This window comes from Nostoc sp. (assembly GCF_036919495.1).
Classification (GTDB): domain Bacteria; phylum Cyanobacteriota; class Cyanobacteriia; order Cyanobacteriales; family Nostocaceae; genus Nostoc.
On record NZ_JBALBZ010000109.1, the window covers coordinates 1 to 18,424 of the forward strand.

General features: G+C 42.9%; 14 protein-coding genes. 2 read left to right on the plus strand and 12 right to left on the minus strand.

Annotated elements, in window-relative coordinates:
* Window positions 1–49: 49 nt before the first annotated feature.
* From V7K25_RS15235 to mgtE, 4 genes are all read right to left on the minus strand, one after another.
* On the minus strand, window positions 50–733 hold the full coding sequence (locus V7K25_RS15235) for a pentapeptide repeat-containing protein (RefSeq protein WP_335159252.1): 684 nt from the start codon (window positions 731–733) through the stop codon (window positions 50–52).
* 72 nt (window positions 734–805) lie between these two features.
* On the minus strand, window positions 806–1,696 hold the full coding sequence (locus V7K25_RS15240; RefSeq protein WP_335159254.1) for a hypothetical protein: 891 nt from the start codon (window positions 1,694–1,696) through the stop codon (window positions 806–808).
* Between the two features lie 531 nt (window positions 1,697–2,227).
* A complete protein-coding gene (locus V7K25_RS15245) occupies window positions 2,228–3,268 on the minus strand; it encodes an aspartate carbamoyltransferase catalytic subunit (protein ID WP_335159256.1) in 1,041 nt (346 codons plus the stop codon).
* Between the two features lie 98 nt (window positions 3,269–3,366).
* A complete protein-coding gene (gene mgtE / locus V7K25_RS15250) occupies window positions 3,367–4,719 on the minus strand; it encodes a magnesium transporter (protein WP_335159258.1) in 1,353 nt (450 codons plus the stop codon).
* Window positions 4,720–5,658: 939 nt separating this feature from the next.
* Here mgtE and V7K25_RS15255 point away from each other — a divergent pair.
* Window positions 5,659–6,453: an LmeA family phospholipid-binding protein gene (locus V7K25_RS15255; protein WP_335159350.1), complete on the plus strand. Its 795-nt coding sequence runs from the start codon at window positions 5,659–5,661 to the stop codon at window positions 6,451–6,453.
* A gap of 357 nt (window positions 6,454–6,810) precedes the next feature.
* On the opposite strand, the gene V7K25_RS15260 is transcribed toward V7K25_RS15255, so the two are convergent.
* From V7K25_RS15260 to V7K25_RS15295, 8 genes are all read right to left on the minus strand, one after another.
* Window positions 6,811–8,202 carry a UDP-glucose dehydrogenase family protein gene (locus tag V7K25_RS15260; protein ID WP_335159260.1) on the minus strand — a complete coding sequence of 464 codons (1,392 nt, stop codon included), beginning with the start codon at window positions 8,200–8,202 and terminating at the stop codon, window positions 6,811–6,813.
* Between the two features lie 146 nt (window positions 8,203–8,348).
* Entirely contained in the window at window positions 8,349–9,299 is a 951-nt protein-coding gene (locus V7K25_RS15265; protein WP_335159262.1) for a UDP-glucuronic acid decarboxylase family protein, read from the minus strand.
* A 571-nt stretch (window positions 9,300–9,870) separates the two neighbouring features.
* A complete protein-coding gene (locus V7K25_RS15270) occupies window positions 9,871–12,009 on the minus strand; it encodes a cation:proton antiporter domain-containing protein (protein ID WP_335159264.1) in 2,139 nt (712 codons plus the stop codon).
* A gap of 143 nt (window positions 12,010–12,152) precedes the next feature.
* A complete protein-coding gene (locus tag V7K25_RS15275) occupies window positions 12,153–12,809 on the minus strand; it encodes an HAS-barrel domain-containing protein (protein WP_335159266.1) in 657 nt (218 codons plus the stop codon).
* A 179-nt stretch (window positions 12,810–12,988) separates the two neighbouring features.
* Window positions 12,989–13,186 carry an NAD(P)H dehydrogenase subunit NdhS gene (locus V7K25_RS15280; RefSeq protein ID WP_335159268.1) on the minus strand — a complete coding sequence of 66 codons (198 nt, stop codon included), beginning with the start codon at window positions 13,184–13,186 and terminating at the stop codon, window positions 12,989–12,991.
* A gap of 87 nt (window positions 13,187–13,273) precedes the next feature.
* On the minus strand, window positions 13,274–14,587 hold the full coding sequence (gene rodA, locus V7K25_RS15285) for a rod shape-determining protein RodA (RefSeq protein ID WP_335159270.1): 1,314 nt from the start codon (window positions 14,585–14,587) through the stop codon (window positions 13,274–13,276).
* 179 nt (window positions 14,588–14,766) lie between these two features.
* Window positions 14,767–15,837, minus strand: coding sequence for an Mrp/NBP35 family ATP-binding protein (locus tag V7K25_RS15290; RefSeq protein ID WP_335159272.1), 1,071 nt, complete (start codon window positions 15,835–15,837; stop codon window positions 14,767–14,769).
* Between the two features lie 241 nt (window positions 15,838–16,078).
* Window positions 16,079–16,603, minus strand: coding sequence for an SRPBCC family protein (locus tag V7K25_RS15295; RefSeq protein ID WP_335159275.1), 525 nt, complete (start codon window positions 16,601–16,603; stop codon window positions 16,079–16,081).
* A gap of 578 nt (window positions 16,604–17,181) precedes the next feature.
* On the opposite strand from V7K25_RS15295, the gene hemF reads away from it, so the two are divergent.
* Window positions 17,182–18,216, plus strand: a complete 1,035-nt coding sequence (hemF, locus tag V7K25_RS15300) for an oxygen-dependent coproporphyrinogen oxidase (RefSeq protein WP_335159277.1) — start codon at window positions 17,182–17,184, stop codon at window positions 18,214–18,216.
* Window positions 18,217–18,424 lie beyond the last annotated feature (208 nt).

Sequence of the window (18,424 nt, forward strand, 5' to 3'; positions counted from 1 at the left end):
CAAAACTGCTGCAAGAAGTCACTTACGATTTCTCCAAATTGATTAATTTTTATCGCTTTTTAATGTGAAGAAATATTTCGCCAACAGTGTCTTTCAAATTAGCACCCCCGATGTTAGTATCTGCCAGAGATGCATTATACAAAATAGCTTCACTCAGGTTGGCATCACTCAAATCGGCATAACGTAGCGTTGCCTCACTCAAGTTAGCACCACTCAAATCAACTTTAGATAAGTCTACACCAGTTAAATCAGCACCCCGTAGGTCAGCCTTATGCAGGTTAGCACCCCGTAGACTAGCAGAGTACATTCTCTTTTCTTCTCTAAAGTTAGCACCACGCAGGCACGCACCAGTTAAATTTGCACCACTCAAATTTGCACCACGCAAATCGGCGCCCATCAAGTTACTATCTAGCATATACGCCAAAGTTAAATTGGCATTACGCAAATCAGCACCTTGTAAAGTTGCACCATGTAAATTAGCATCATGCAAGTTGGCATCGATTAAACTTGCCTGATTTAGGTTCGCGCCACTTAGCTTTGTACAAACTAGATTTGCCTTATTCAGGATTCCCCGATTTAGATAGCTAAAAACTAGGATTGCATTACCCAAATCTGCTTTATTTAAAGTTATACCAATCAAATCTGCACCAAACAAATTTACCCCATTTAAGTTTGCTTCAAAAAACTTTGTTTCTCCATTTTCATATCGCTTAAGAAGTTCATCGGCATCCATATTTATTTTTCCCTATCAATTACTACAATCGTTCCAAATTTTACCAGTATCAACAATAGTCAAAAGTTGCCATTATTCTTTGGTAGGGGGTGCTATAAATTGACAGGTATTATTGTCATCCTTAAATGCCATTTTATGATATGGATTAACTAGTGTTTTCGTTTCTAGAGATGAATCGCTGTTAAACGGTTGATATCCGTTGGCACTGGATGATATATTGCCATATAGACCTCGCATAGATTGGATGATTGCACTAGCTGCCTGAATATTTTCATGCGGTTTGCCTAGAGATATAACAGCATTATTTAGTTTAGATTCAAGCTCTCTGATAGTTGGACAAGTATTAAATAATTTCAGCAATAAATCATCAAGCTTTTCAGCTTTCAGTTTCAACCAGTCTTCTTCATTGAAAGTAAATTTTTTATAAAGTGCGGAAAATAGCACTATCTTAGCCCTAAGTGGGTTAGTATACTTCATAATATTTTGCCGTAAATCAAACTGATTATATTGATGTTTGATTTGACTGTTTGGAGATTTATCTATAGGATTTGATGATATCTGCCTAGAATTATAAAAGGTCTGTTCCTTTTGACAAGGTTGATTTAATAATATTCCTGTTAATTCTTCTTGAGGAGATTGATTTAATAATATTCCTGTTGATTCATCAAGTGTTATGTATAGCTTCTGTATTTCATGAGAAATAATACTGGCTATTAGGGCGTATTCGTCTTGTTTATTGAGGGTTTTTACAACTTTAGATAAAGTATAATTTAAGTTATTTATAGTTGGATTAAATCTGTATAATTCTTGAATTAATTCTTGGAGTTTAAACCGTTTTAGCGTATCTTCATCATTCTCCCAGATATTTTTACAAGCTGAGTATATTAATTTTTTAATCCGTTTTGAGTTTTCATGCTGTTCTAAATTTTTAGTTACTGCATCGAGGCTAGATATAGTTTTCATCGGCAAATCTCCGGCACAGGTATCAGGTAGTAATAAATGATAGAACTAGCTCTTTAAACGTGACTCGTAAAATCTCTTTTTCTCTGATTGCTCTCTGTGTGAAAAGTGGTTTATAAGTTACTTATTTAACTGCTGAGGCACAGCAGAAAGTTTGAGGGCAGCAAACCTTCGTTGGCGCAGTCCGCCGTAGGCATCAGGCTTTCTAAGACAGATAATACGGAGAATAGAGATTTATATTATGTCCGCTTGATTACTTCTTAAACCCGAATAACCCTACCCTGCCAAAGCTACACTTTGTCTCCCCTCGTCGCTTGTCGGGAGGGGATTAAAGGGTGGAGTGCAACGGCTCTGGGAACCACAGGACATAATATTAGAGAGGAATTCACTTGCGATAATTTCTACTTATTTTAAAAGGGCTGGTCTTATGTTATACCCTTTTTATCTAGCTTGTGTAGTCATGTCAAACCACTTTGCCCACAGTTGGCTCAACAGCCGAATCCTGATGGTCATTGCCTATGAGAGTTAAATTCCTTAGACCTTACTGCTTCCTATCAAATACAACAGCGCCATACGAACGGCGACACCACTGGTAACTTGCGATTGAATGAGACTAAATTCTGGGTCATCCATCAATTCAGAACTAATTTCGACACCACGGTTAACTGGGCCTGGATGCAAAACTTTGACGTTAGGTTTACAAAGTTGCAATTTTGTGCTTGTAATGCCAAATAGCTGGTGATATTCTCGCAAACTTGGCAGTAAATGAGCCGTCATACGTTCCTTTTGGAGGCGCAAAGTCATCACAAAATCGGCATTCTGCAAAGCTGGTTCTAGTTGCCAATGGAGAAAAAGTTGGGGGGTGGGGGATGAGGGGGATGAGGGGATAATAAACTGCTGATTATTGACTCCTGCCTCTTCCAAGATAAACTCGGCAAATAATTTGGGTAAGAGGGTAGGTGGGGCTGCCAGATGCACTTCGGCACCACTGGCGATTAAACTCCAGATATTCGATCGCGCCACACGAGAATGGAGAATATCCCCAACAATGGCAATCTTTTTACCCTTTAAAAGTTCTAGTCGGGGACTGGCTGGGTCAATTAGAGTACAAATGGTAAATAAATCTAGCAGTGCTTGAGAAGGATGCTCATGTTGACCATCACCAGCATTGAGGACACTAACTTTTACACCTAAACGATCCATTTCCGCAGCGATCGCATTGGGTACTCCTGCCTCTCGATGGCGGACTACCATAATATCAGTTCCCATTGCCAAATAGGTTTTCGCCGTGTCGAGAATTGTTTCTCCCTTAGTCATAGAAGATGTGGCTGCGGCGAAGTTGAGTGTATCTGCACTTAAACGTTTCGCCGCGAGTTCAAAACTGCTGCGAGTGCGAGTAGACGATTCAAAAAATAAATTCGCTACCACTTGTCCCTGTAAGGTTGGTACTTTCTTTGTCCGCCGTGATAGCACTTCCTGAAAACTAGCAGCAGTTTGCAAAACGGTATTATATTCAGCCGCCGTAAAGTCAGCTAGAGAAAGAACGTGATGACGATTCCAGGTGGTAGTAGGCATATTTGGGGAGTGGGGACTGGGGGCTGGGGATTGGGGAGTGGGGGAGATAAGGGAGAAATAATCAATGCCCAATGCCCCATGCCCAATGCCCAATCCTTTCAAGTTGGTAAATGGAAAACGTTTAAAGCTAGAGAAATTAGACTGAGGAATGTTAAAAACCCAATTGTATCTAGCATTGTAGTCACTAACGGGCCACTAACTAAAGCAGGGTCAAGCTTCAGCCGTGTCAAACCCATTGGTAGTAAAGTGCCGAGTGTAACAGCCACAATTGTATTAGTTGCCATTACCATTCCGGCAATTAAAGCCACCCATCGTTCTTGGGGTCGCGCCCAAATTAAGGAAAGCAGGAACATCGTTGTGGCTAAAGCTACGGCTGTACCTAAGCCGGCTAAAAGTTCCTTGCGGAGAATTTTCAAGGTATCTTTGGGTGTTACCTCGCCCACTCCCAAGCCGCGAATTGTCACCGTTAATGATTGAATCCCAACAGTACCACCGGTGTTAGAAAAAATCGGCATGATTACTGCTAGAACTGGCACTGCGGCAATTACAGATTGAAAAGGCGCGATCGCACTGGCAGCACCAATATACAGTGCCATAATCCCCAATAGCCAAGGCAAGCGGTTACGGATGGTAAATAAGGGAGAGGATAAAGCTGCTTCATCACCACTTACACCCGCCAGTTTTTGGATATCTTCTGTGGCTTCCTCTTGCAAAATATCCATGACATCATCAATGGTGACGATGCCTACCAATCGGTCTTCTCGGTCAACTACGGGCATAGCGATTAAGTCGTAGCGCTGCATGATTCGCGCCACTTCTTCTTGAGGGGTTTCGGTTGTCACCTTTATGACGCGATCGCTAGCAATATCTTTGATGAAAACATCGGGAAAGGTAAACAGCAATTGCCGCAGTGAAACTACTCTCACCAGCGTCCGGTTGTCATCTGTGACGTAGGCGTAGTAAATTGTTTCCTTGTCTTCATCCTGACGGCGGATTTTGCTCAAGGCTTCACCTACAGTCAATCCTTGGCGCAACCGGACATATTCGGTTGTCATCACCCGCCCAGCCGTGCCTTCTGGATAGCCGAGAATCGTTGCTGTTGCTTGCCTTTCTTCTGGACTCAATTCTTGTAATAGCCGTTTGATTACCCCAGCAGGTAGTTCATCAAACAATTCTGCCCGTTCATCGGGACTCATGGCTTCTACAAGTTGCACTACCTGGACATCATGCAGAGAATTAATTAGTTCTTCTTGCACTTCTGTGGGCAGATATTCAAATACATCAATTGCCTGAGCTTTATTAAGTAAACGGAATGCGATCGCGCGTTGTTGTTCAGGCAATTGTGTAATGTAGTCTCCCACATCCACAGGTTGCAAACGATTTAAATCCCATTTTAACTGGTTTAAATCGGTAGTATCAGTCAGCAAATCACGAATATCTTGTGTGAGCATGTATATATATCTCCTAAGTCTCCCCCGCGCTGGGAGACTTCCTCGCCAGCTCAGAGGAGGTTGATACTGCCATCTGGTGGACTATTGCCCATAAAATTTCAACAATTCAATATCGATATCTAAATTAAGGCATCGCTAGTCATCATCCTAACCCGGAATAGCGCTCTCCAGGGAATACTGAATATTAGCATTCAGTATTCGTGATATTTACCACTAATAGCTAAGTTAATTACTCGGAATTTTAGGTAATTTTTATCTAGCTTAAAGTAGATTTTACTATTGCTATAAGCTATGTGTCTTCCCAATCAATGACTTTTTTCGCAAACTTTATACAGTTAAAATATTTACAACATCAGTAAGTAATATTTTATATCAAGCAACTTCATGCATAGTCACCGAAGAAGCGGAGGGGCAAGGCGCTCAAAGCTTGGGGAGCAAGCCCTGACCTGGAGCCGTGGAGCGGAGCGGAACATGGGTATGAAGTCCCGCCATAAAGGGCGCTCTTACTGGGGCGGAGTACAAGCTCGTCTGGTGTTTTCCCCCTTGCTCCCTGCCCCCTGCTCCCCTGCCTCTTTTGACTCTTCTGCCTCCTGCCCTCTGCCTTTCTTGATAAATAAGGGTAAAGCTTTCGCGGACTCCTTGATTACCTTGAAAACAAAGAGCAGTCATTTAGTCAACTAAAGGTTTACTTTAGTCGCTCAAGGGTAGAGTGTTTACTCTGAACCCTTTAGCCCATATACTTCAACGTATAATTGCTAATGTTATAAATGCTGCGAGGTTTTCCCTGTCTAAATCTAACTCGTCACATTTAATACATTGAGGTATCAACCATCAGCCATCCTATACCTACCCATCAGCACAATTAATCACGGGATCGCTTGCTGTATTCTTCACAGTTTGTTACAAAAGTACAAAGAACTTCTAGAGACTAAAAACCACATGTTCGGCGGACTTACTGGTTTACAAAATCCTAAAGGCACAGATTGGGGAGAGCGGATGCTCAACACGGTCGCCAGCCAAACGATTCGCCACCTGTTTACGCAAAGCGAGTCAGTAGAAGTCTCTGTGCGCTGCTACCCCTCCAGCAAACTGTTGCAAGGCAGCATTGATAGCTTCAAAATGAGCGGTCGTGGCCTGGTGATTCGGAAAGATTTCGCGGTAGAGGAGATGTCTTTTGAAACCGATGCGGTTGCCATTGACTTCGGTTCGGTTTTAAGTGGCAAACTCAGTCTTAAGCAGCCTACTCAAGCGATCGCCCAAGTAATTTTATCAGAAGCAGGCATAAACCAAGCCTTTAATGCGGAACTGGTGAAAAAGCGTCTGCTTAACCTCACCGTACCATCACTGACAGAATTATCTGGCGGTGAACCCGTTTCCTTTACGGAAGTACAGGTACAGCTATTGCCAGGAAATCGCTTACAGCTTGTAGCAAAAGCAGATTTAAATAATGGCGAACTCGTTCCCCTGAACATGAGCCTAACTTTAGGCATTGAAAGGCGGCGGCGAGTTTCCTTCAAAGATCCAAAAATCGAACTTGACCAAGTACCAGAAGCACAACGGGAAATCTCGCAAACCCTGAGCGTGGCGCTGGTAGAAATTTTAGATAATATGGTTGATCTTGATCGTTTTGACCTCGATGGAGTGAAAATGCGGCTCAACCGATTAGACACTGAAGGTCAAAAACTTATTTTCAGTGGTTATGCTGAAATCGAACGTATTCCACATAGCGCTTGATATGAGATTTTCACGTAAGCAAGGTAAGTAAATTTTTTTAACGTGAGTTCCATGAACCTCTCCCTGCTTTGAACTAAAGTTCAAGTTTTCCCGACCTGTCGGAGAGACGGTTTTACGTAGGAAAATCTCTTAGCGGTCTTTTGATTGGGCTAATTAGACGTACAGTATATGAACAGTCGAATTCACGTTTTTTTTGGGTCTTTGCATGAAGCCCTAAAACAAAATTAAATACCGCCTAAATTGCTTTAGGCGGTATTATAATTCTTTAGGTTTTTAAGATAGTTAGAGTTAGGAGTGATGGATTATGAGTTGTAAGCAATTCTTATCCATCATTGATCGCTTCTAACTCCTAAATCTCTATCGTCCCACCCCTACATATTGGAATCCAGCCCGTACCATTGCTTCCGGGTCAAGGAAGTTACGACCATCGATGATAACGGGGTGGGTCATCAATTTTGCCATTTTCACATAGTCAAGAGTGCTGAACTGCTGCCATTCGGTGACGAGTACTAAGGCATCGCAGCCATCAGCTAGTCTTTCGGCATCGGTTTCTACTAGCACACCAGAAAGCCCATGACGTAAACCTGTTTGGGAAACAATTGGGTCGTAGGCTTTAACTTTAGCTCCCAATCGGTTTAGCTGCTCAATCAGATTGAGGGCTGGGGCGTCGCGCAAGTCGTCGGTATCGGGCTTGAAGGTCAGTCCAAGTAGTCCAACTGTTTTGCCTTTGAGGATTTTCAGAACTTTTTGGAGTTTTTCTAAAGCAATCAATCGCTGGCGTTCGTTGACACTGACAGCAGCTTTGAGTAATTGGGCTTCATAGCCATAATCATCAGCAGTGTGAATCAGAGCAGAGACATCTTTAGGAAAACAAGAACCACCCCAACCAATACCAGCTTGTAAAAATTTGTTACCAATGCGAGAGTCTAGACCGATACCTCTAGCTACTTGGCTGACATCAGCACCGACGCGATCGCAAATATTAGCAACTTCGTTAATAAAACTAATCTTAGTGGCTAAAAAAGCATTAGCGGCGTATTTAATCATCTCCGCCGAACTCAAGTCTGTTGCCAGAATTGGCACAGGGGGTAAAGATTGATCCTCAGCGTACTTGCGTTCCACAATTGGGGCATAGAGTTGTCGCATTAAGGCTACTGCTCTTTGGCTATTGCCTCCTAGGACAATGCGATCGGGGTTGAAGGTGTCGTGAACTGCCGAACCTTCGCGCAAAAACTCTGGATTGCTGATTACATCAAACTCGGCTGCAAACTCAGGTAATTTTTCATTACTTGCAACCCCACCTGCGGGTACTAATGTTTTCTGCCGTTCAGCCACACCATCTAGAACAAGCATTCTTACCCAGTCACCTGAGCCAATGGGTACTGTAGATTTATTTACTATGACTTTATAACCACCGTTGAGATTTTCCCCAATCCCACGGGCTACAGCTTCAACATAACGAGTATCACTTTCACCAGTGGGTAAAGGTGGCGTTCCCACAGCAATAAACAGAATTTCTCCGTGGGAAACTCCAGCCGCAAGATCGCTAGTAAAATGAATCTTTTCTGTTTGAATGGCAGACTGGATAATTTCTGAAAGTCCCGGCTCAAAAATTGGCGACTGTCCAGACTTCATTAACTTAACTTTTTCTTCGTTATTGTCTACGCAAATTACATCATGCCCAATATGAGCCAAGCAAGCACCTGTAACTAAACCAACGTAACCAGTACCAATCACGCAAACACGCATTTTTTAACTCCTCACTTTTTTGGGGTTAGTTTTCTAAAAGAAGTATCAATATGACACTTAAATACTGGCAGTCAACTCAGCCACTAAGCATACTAGCTACCGATAGGGTAAGCTTGCATGAAATTTAGAGCAACGTTAGGCGCTACTCAGGTGGTTGAGTTATTTACATCGCTTTGAATGCGATCGCGAAAATCTTCTATTGTTAGTTTTAACCCCTCTTGCAGAGCAATAGTCGGTTCCCAATTTAACCAAGTTTTTGCCTTTGTGATATCAGGTTGGCGACGCCGGGGATCGTCCGAAGGTAGTGGCTCGAATTTAATCTGCGCGTCTGGATTAATCATATTTTGCACGGCTTCTGCCAATTGCAAAATCGTATATTCACCAGGATTACCCAGATTTACTGGACCTATGTAGTCGCTATTCATTAGGCGGATAAATCCTTCCACTAAATCGGAAACATAGCAGAAACTACGAGTTTGCGAACCATCACCGTAAACGGTTAAAGGATTACCTCGCAAGGCTTGAACTATAAAATTGCTCACCACCCGGCCATCGTTTTCTAACATTCTCGGACCGTAGGTGTTAAATATCCGAACAACTCGAATATCAACTTTATTTTGCCTATAGTAATCAAATGCTAGAGTCTCAGCAATTCTTTTACCTTCGTCGTAGCATGAACGTATGCCAATGGGATTGACGCTACCCCGATACTCTTCAGGTTGGGGATGAACTTCTGGATCACCGTATACTTCACTGGTTGAAGCCAAGAAAAACCTAGCTTTCACACGTTTAGCCAGCCCCAACATATTGAGTGTTCCCATCACGTTAGTTTTAACGGTTTTAACTGGGTTGTACTGGTAATGTACTGGTGAAGCAGGACAAGCTAAATGATAAATTTGATCCACTTCTAGCCGAATTGGTTCGGTAATATCGTGGCGGATCAGTTCAAAGTACGGATGACCTAACCATTTAAGAATGTTCCTTTTGTGACCAGTGTAAAAATTATCCAAGCATATTAATTCATGCCCATCATTCATTAGTCGGTCGATGAGATGGGAACCAATAAACCCAGCACCACCCGTCACCAAAATTCTCATAGTTTCCCAGTTATTTACAAATATTTTCTGTAGCTATTGGACTCACTTTTAGATTACCCAGATTGGGGACAAAAATACAAAACGAAAAAAAGAACAAAGTTCAATCAAAAAAGTATTGTTGAATTTACGTATTTTTTTACGGTTATATTTTTGTTATTTTTTACTTGCTTCCTTAATAACTTAACTAGTAAAATAACAAAATTTGTTAGTCTTCCACCTAAAGTTCATCAAATCTTCAATAATATAAAGTGTTTTTAGGATTACCACTGTTTTCAGTTGGATGCAGGAATAGGTTGACACTTTCCACAGTTAAAGGTCTTAAAATTACCCATATTTGTACAATACTCAAGTTGTCGGATTTACCAACATTCTGCCCTTTATTTAATTGCAGAGACTTATATCATTTCAAGATATTCCTGCTATAAATACATACATAAGTTTCTAGGGACATACATCTATATGCCTCTACGGATGATTCATTTGTTGCAAAGTTTGTTGTCAATGCGATGCCTCCAACGGACTACACCAACGCAGCCTAAGTCCATGTGAGTGGACTGAACTCTGCCTCATATCATACAGCAGAGGTAATGCTGGTAACCGTTTTAGACATAACTAAATTTGTGGTTTGAGTGCGTTGCGGTTCTCCAAGCATGACAATGGAGCAGGTGAGTTGTCTGGCTAACTGAGTTGTGACATCACTAATGGCTAATCCTCCAGGGCTAGTACGATTACGTATAAAAGGTAAAACGACTAAATCATATAATCGTGCTGCCTGCAAAATTGCTTGGGCAACATTCTCATGAGCGATGATTTGAATTTCTGGGGCATTGGTCAAAGCTAATTGAGATACCAATAGGGAGAGGTGCGATCGCCTCCAAGCAATTTTACTAGAACTAGTGCGGCGATCGCACACATTTAGTACAGTAATGTGGCTCTGATTTGCCTCTGCCAGCATCTGGGCAAATTGTACAGGCTGTAATGTCGGTGCTGTTAAGTTTTCTACTGGTACTAAGATGCGCTGAATTTTTTTTGGTGATTCTACTAGACGTGTTACCGCTACTGGACAATGAGATGCCCAAAGTACACCATCAATCACATTCCCAAATAAACGCGCTCGTAACCCAGTCCGTTTACCCCAACCCATAACGATTAAATTAGCCTTTTGTTCGCGAGCCGCTCTGCTAATTCCTTGAGCAAAAGCATCATCAATCCGCAGCATTGGTTCTGCGGCTACGCCCAATCCTCGACTGTGTACTGTGGCTTTTGTTAATAATTGTTCACTCCGTTGTAGAGACGCTTCTAACTGCGGTGCATCCATTTGAGCGGTAGCATTAGCGATCGCAAGCGGTATAATTTTACCTTTACACTGACGCGCTAATAATGCTGCCATTTCAATCAAATACTGCTCAGTATGAGGATTATAGACAGGTACGACTATAGTAAAAGCACTGTCTGTTTTTGGTGCGTTTTGGTCAGGTTGGGGTGGTGCTGGATCTTCGGCGGGTGAGGAATTTAAGCCAACAGCTATTCTATTAGTGATCAATGGTCCCAAGCTTGATGTGACAACCATTAAGACAATCACGCTGTGTAATACTTCTAGTGGCAGCAACCCAGCCCGGTATCCCACTAACGTTGCTGCTAAGGTTGTCGCAACCTGGGGAAGTGATAGCGACCAGATAGTTAGCATTTCTTGCCAGTTGTAGCGGTAAACCAGTTTTGTGAAAAAAGCTGCAATCAACTTACTGACAATCAAACCGACTATCATCAACAGCGTTAACTTGAGCGTGTCTAGGTTGTTCAAAAAGGCGGGTAGATCGATCGTTAAGCCAAGGTCAACAAAGAAAATGGGAATAAATAGCACACTGCCAATAAATACCATTTTTTGTTTGACAGGGCCTTCCCCTAGAGCTTCATTTACCGCCAAACCCGCTAAAAACGCACCAACAATTTTCTCTATCCCAATCAATTGAGCGCCCACAGCAGCCAGAAACACAGAAAGTAACACAAACAAAAACTTGTTTCCTTCGTCGTCTCCAGACCGTTTGAAAAATTCTTTGCCTGCCCAATCAAAGCCTGTCACAACGGCAACAGAGTAAATAATTAACCAACCTGACAAGCTGAGTAGTTTCGCAAAGCTGAATGTTCCAGCATGAGCGACGCCTACACAAACAGCTAAGATAAGTACTGCACCAATATCTGTAAAAATCTTAGCTCCAATAGTGACCGTAACAGCTTCGTTGTTGACCACTCCCAAACGGCTGATTATGGGATATGCCAAAAGAGTATAGGAAGCGAATAAAGAGCCAACTAATATTGAAATATTCCAGTCATAGCCTAAAATCAGCCCTACTAAGGTTCCCATCACCAGGGGTACACTGAAAGTTAAACTAGCAAACCCGAAGGCACGACTTTTTTGCCGACGAAACTGTTCTAGATCAACTTCTAGCCCTGCGACAAACAGCAAGTAAATTAAGCCAATGTCTGATAGCAGGTTAATCATCAGCGAGTCCGACTGAAATAGATTCCAGCCTGAGGGGCCGAGTACTAGCCCTGAGAAAACCAAACCCACTAATCCTGGTAGTCTTAGCCGCTCAAACATGATCGGTATAACTAAGATGACCACCAGCAAAATAGCAAAGGAAACAATTGGTTCCTTGCCAAGAACTTGGGAAGTTGGCTCCAGAGCAAGAACTTGTGATATGAGTTCCATAGGTAGGAATGAAGGGGCTATGGTAAAACTGCGATTCCCTTGGGGCGATCGCTTAATCGATATAAATAAATAGAGAAGCCACCTGAGGAAAAATCAAATATATTAATTTACACTAACTAGGCAATTGTCTCAGAACTAACTACCTACGGATGGATTTGACTCAAAATGAACCGTAAGCGATCGTAGTCATCTTTAAGTAGCACACTTAAGCTACGTCCAGCTTTAATTAGCCATTCTCGGTCAGCTTTGCGTAACTGGTATATATCTCGAATGGCCGCTGCGGTCAAAGACTCTACTGGCGCACCGTTAATACAAAGCAGTGTCCGCAAAAAATCTAGTTCTTCAGTAAATTTAATAATTGCTTCTGGTTCGCACCGATAAACAGCTTGATGAATTTGCGGGGGACGTGGTGGTAGATATTGATATATTCTTTGGTTATAACCTCGATTCTGGGAAGATTGCTCAAATCCTACGATCGCAGCCCTAAATTCTGTTCTGAGCATGGCAAATATCTGGGGCTGTTCTTCGCGTAAGTCTTGCAATGACAACCCCAAAGCTCTAGCCCGGTGTACGGAATCTATGGGCATAGTCGTGGCATAATATACCACAGCATAAACTTGATTGCCCGATTCTTCATCTACAGAACAGACCCAACTACCAAAGGGTGGCATGGAGGGAAAGCTCAAATCGTCTGGTTCCAAACACTGAGCTAAAAATTCTGTACTAGTAGTCTCAATCACCTCCGCAATGTGGTTGGGATGGCGATCGCCAGTAGCAAACTGTGGTAAGGGGAGGCGCATAGTAATTTAGTCATTAGTCATTGGTGAGCCAGCGCGGTCTTGGGGGTTTCCCCCATGAGTGACTGGCGAACCCGTAAGGGTCATTAGTCACTTGTACTGAGCTTTGCCTCTGGCGCAGCCTAAGAAGAGAAGTATTAGTTTTTGCCAAACGACAAACGACAAATGACTAATGACTAATTTTATTTGGCTTTTTTACGTCCGGCTGTGATTTCTACGAGTTCCAATTCGCTTAGGCGAAAGGTAACTAATTTATCCCAGTTACCACCTTCAAATAATACGGCTACTTTGCCATCGGTCAGTCGTTGTACGAGTCCTTCGTAGCGATAATAGGTATCTGCGGGATTGTTGACGCGAACAGTTGCTCCAGGCAGAATCATGTTTTTAGCCTCGCTTGTTTCCTTTTAATAGCTTAATACTTCTTATTAGTCATTTGCTCTTGGTTATTACAAATGACTAATGACGAATCAATAATACTTCTGCCTTTGTCGAAAATTTGCTACTGATTCTACTATTCCCAAGGAAATGAAGTTAGTCAGCATAGCAGAACGTCCATAACTCATCCAAGGTAGGGGAATGCCTGCCACAGGCGCTAAACCAACTGTCATGCCAACGTTGACAATTAGCTGAAACACAATCATGGACAAAACGCCAATAGCCAACAAGGAACCAAAGTTATCTTTGGCGGTTTGGGCAACATGCAGTAGACGGAAGCAAATTAAGCAGAAGGCAAACAGCACTACCAAACAACCAAAAAAACCGAATTCTTCCCCCACTGCGGAAAAAATAAAGTCTGTATGCTGTTCAGGCACGAAATTCAGTTGCGTCATTGGCCCCTTGAACAGACCCCATCCCCAAATTTCACCAGCACCAATAGCAATGCGAGATTGGATTAAGTGATATCCAGCACCGAGTGGATCGTGATCGGGGTTCATGAATACAGTTAGCCGATCTTTTTGATACTCTTTCAAAACATGGTTCCAAGCGAAGACTCCTAATTCGCCACCCAGTATATTGAGAGTCCACGCACCGATAGCACTCAAACCAAATTGACGCCAGGGAAGAGTTTGCCAGCCCACAATAGCCATTGCAAATGACCAAACTATTCCTAATGGGCCAAAAGATAGTTCTTTGAATAAAATTATCGGCTCTGATAAAGGCCAAGATATACTAAACAAAATGGCAGCAACCACAGGAGAAATCATCAGAATTAACCAGCCTGGGTTAGCATTTGCCCAGTAAAGCATTCCTAAAACGATCGCACCAAATACCAGTGATGTTGCTAAATCTGGCTGCAAAAATACTAATCCCCAAGGTATGGCAGTGATTGCCAGAACGCGAAAAACACCTTCGAGGCTAGAAGCAGTACGCCTATGTAGTAAAGCTGCTAAGGTGATGATCATGCCGATTTTGGCAAATTCTGAGGGTTGTACGTTAAAGCCGGCGATACTGATCCACCGTTGCGCCCCTTTGGCGCTAGTACCAGCAATCATCACGGCAATTAAACTGAAATTCGTTAGTGCATAAGTTACCCAGTGCCACTGCATCAAAAGTTCATAACGGATGCGAGCTAAAAACAGGGCTATAAGCACGCCGATACCCGCTACCATCCAGTGCCACCACCAGTCAGTTACTGGCTGCTTCAGTTCCGTACTGAGAATCATGACACCACCAAAGATACTGACAGCAATCGGCAAACAAAATAGTAGCCAATCTACATTCTGCCAAGGCTTAACCCAAGACTTCCAGCGAATTTTGGGGAGCGATCGTTTTAATAACATTGTGTAAGTTTAGACTTTAGCTTTAATTGTTGGGAATTGAAAAGAGGCAGAGGGGCGGGGGGCAGGGTGCAGAGGGGAAAATTCTTCTCCCTTGCTCCCCTGCTTCTTTCCCACTCCCCACTCCCAGTCCCTAGTATTCCCAGGACATAGCCCAGGAAGTAGATAGAAATTAAAATTAATTATGTCAGGGCAGCAACTGATACTTTACCAGCAATGGTAAGAGCGATCGCTGTTAATGCTTTTGCTGAAGCTGAATCTGGATCGCCAACAACTATTGGCACACCACTGTCACCGCCAACTCGTGTGGAAATTTCTAGCGGTACGCAACCCAACAATGGCACTCCTAATTCTGCTGCTGTTTTAGAGCCACCACCAGAACCAAATATGTCATACTGCTTATCCGGTTGATCGGGGGGGATAAAATAACTCATATTTTCCACGATCCCCAATACCGGAACATTCATCTGCTGGAACATCCGCAATCCCTTGCGAGAATCTAACAGAGCTACGGTTTGCGGTGTGGTAACAATTACTGCCCCTGCCATCGGCACTGCTTGGGTTAAAGTTAACTGAGCATCTCCGGTTCCCGGTGGCATATCTACAATCAAATAGTCCAGTTCTCCCCATTGCACTTGATAGAGAAACTGGCGAATTACACCATTGAGCATAGGCCCCCGCCAAATTACTGGCTGATCTCGGTCAATCAAAAAGCCCATTGAAACTAATTTGACGCCGTGATTAAAAGCAGGTTCCAGGATGTCACCTGTTTCACTGGAACGCACAGTAATTTGGGCATCAGCCAGCCCCAGCATGGTGGGGTCATTAGGCCCGTAAATATCAGCATCTAGTAAGCCGACTTTCGCTCCAGTTTGAGCTAGAGCCACTGCGACATTTACCGCCACTGTACTTTTACCAACGCCACCTTTGCCACTGGAAACAGCAATGATATTTTTCACTCCAGAAATGCCAGTGCGATCGGGTAAACTTTTTTGTTGCGGTGTTTCTGCCGTAACTTCTATGCTGACATCTGTAACGCCTGGGAGTTTTTTGACAGCTTTCTTACAGTCTTCAACGATAAATTCACGTAAAGGACAGGCAGGAGTGGTTAACACCAAAGTGAAACTAACTTTGCCACCGTCAATTTTCACGTTGCGAATCATATTCAGTTCCACCAGACTTTTACGGAGTTCTGGGTCTTCTACTGGTCGCAAAACTTCTAAGACAGAACGAGAATCGAGGACATCGTACATAAAAATTCAAAATTCAAAATGAATAAATACACTTGTGGCGAATATCTTAGCTATTAACTCGATGCTTTCTTAAGTAAGGTCAGCTTAGTATTTTCACTGTCAATGCCGTAATAAAACTTAGCAAATTGCATTATCACCTAATAGAATCTTAACTTTCTTTGGGAATTGGGAATTGGGCATTGGGCATTAGTCAAAAATTCTTCCTCATTCCCCTCATCCTCCTCATCTCCCCGATCTCCACCTAAAAATCCAAACAACTATCATTAAGGGATTTTTTCTTACCAGATACCGTTGGTAATGCTGTCTTTTCTACTGCTTCTACTAAAGACCGGGCTACACGGTCTGCATAAGGACGGGATAAAGACCAAATGAGGGGCGATAACCAACCCCGTAGTGTTACAGAATAAGATAAACAAGTACCACAAACCGTTGACTCTACTTGATAAGTCACCCGTTCCTCTATCCCAGGAATCGCCATCACTCGGATACTCAGCATCTCCCTGTGATTGACGCGCTCCACAAAAATTCGGATGGGAATCGGCCAAAAGCGTGTTACAGCATGAAAAATTAATCCTGGCTTGGGTACTAATCCGTAGGGCACGTTAGTACTCTTAAGTAGTGGATGCCAGGAAACATCAGTTAAATCAGCGACTTTTTGCCACAGTTCATCTACAGAAGCAGAACTTATCTCTCGATACGTCCGCACCAGAGAAGCGCAAAACCGACGACGTTTGCGGTGGATGAATTTGGATAACCAACCTTGCATTTTCCTAATCCTCCTCGCTAGACACTTTCTGGTAACTCTGGTATTGTGAGCAACTACCCTCAAACCCTAATAGGACTTACGCAAAACTATATGCACTAAGGGGCAACTCATGTAGACGCAAAGCGGCTTCCCGCAGGGTATTGCCCTAAGAAAAAACTTATTCTTTTTGACTATTGTTTGCCTAAGTCCTGCCTAAATTAAAACTTTCTCAGAAATGCCCTGAACATAGCAAGCCTGTATTCGGTACAGACGCTAACAGATAATATAAGCAATATGGCAAAGAAGTTTTGAGCAGGCAAGTTTTACCCTTGATAATTCAAGGTTACGACTAAAGTCTAGTGTTTATACCAGAATGTTCCAATTAAGAATTTCAAAAAAAACTCAGTCAATATACAAGCCTATACGCATTTGAGGGAAAATAAACTCTAGTGATGCCCATCAATCGTATAAATGCTTAACCAGTAAGAAAAAGCGGGTTGGGCAAATAGAGCTTGATTTTTGGCGCGTGTTTCCCCCAAATTTTAAGATAAGAAATTTGTGGCTTTCTGGAAATTGTAATTTTTTAGGTTCGGGAATCTATGTTGACCAACTCGCAAACACCAATTGTATCAGCAGAATCATCCAAGTCTTTACCAGCACCTGACGCTCAGACTAGAGTCAGTCAGTTTATGAAACAACTGCAAGACGAAATTACCGAATCATTGACAGAAGTAGATGGTGTGGGTAAGTTTCTCGAAGATAGTTGGGAACGCCCAGAAGGAGGCGGAGGGCGATCGCGCGTACTGCGAGAAGGTGCAATATTTGAACAAGCTGGTGTAAATTTTTCTGAAGTTTGGGGTTCTCATTTGCCAGCCTCAATTTTAGCCCAACGCCCTGAAGCCGCAGGGCATGGCTTTTATGCCACAGGCACTTCAATGGTGTTACATCCTCGTAATCCTTACGTGCCAACAGTTCATCTAAATTATCGCTACTTTGAAGCGGGGCCAGTATGGTGGTTTGGTGGTGGTCTTGACTTGACACCTTATTACCCCTTTGCTGAAGATGCAGCACATTTGCACAAAACATTAAAACAGGCTTGTGACAAACACCACCCAGACTATTACTCTGTGTTTAAGCGGTGGTGTGATGAATATTTCTACCTCAAGCATCGTGACGAGACACGGGGCGTAGGTGGTTTGTTTTTTGATTACCAAGATGGTCAAGGTGCTTTATATCGCGGGCCAAATCCTAATGGGGAAGCGGCTATTCATAGCAACCAGGTGGGAACACCAGCAACCCGCAATTGGGAAGATTTGTTTGCTTTTGTGCAAGACTGTGGTAGAGCATTTTTACCAGCTTACGTACCAATTGTAGAACGGCGTAATGGGATAGAATATGGCGATCGCCAAAGGAATTTTCAACTCTACCGCCGGGGACGGTATGTAGAATTTAACTTGGTTTATGACCGAGGCACCATTTTTGGTCTACAAACCAACGGACGCACCGAATCAATTCTCATGTCCCTACCACCTTTAGTGCGCTGGGAATACGGCTACCAACCGGAACCTAATACACCCGAAGCCGAGTTGTATGAAACTTTCCTTAAGCCTCAAGATTGGATCAACTGGAAATAATGGGGAGTAGGGAGTGGGGAGTTAAGAGTCAGGAGTTATGATAATTATCCTGATCTTCCCCGACTCCCTCATCTCCCCCACTCCCCATTCCCCACCCCGCCTTCCCAAAATTTTGCTGAGTTCAACTACTAAAGTTAAGCACTTAGCAAAAAAAAGGTGACAATTTTAGCTATAGCTTGTTAATCTCAAGTGGCAGTATTAGAAAATT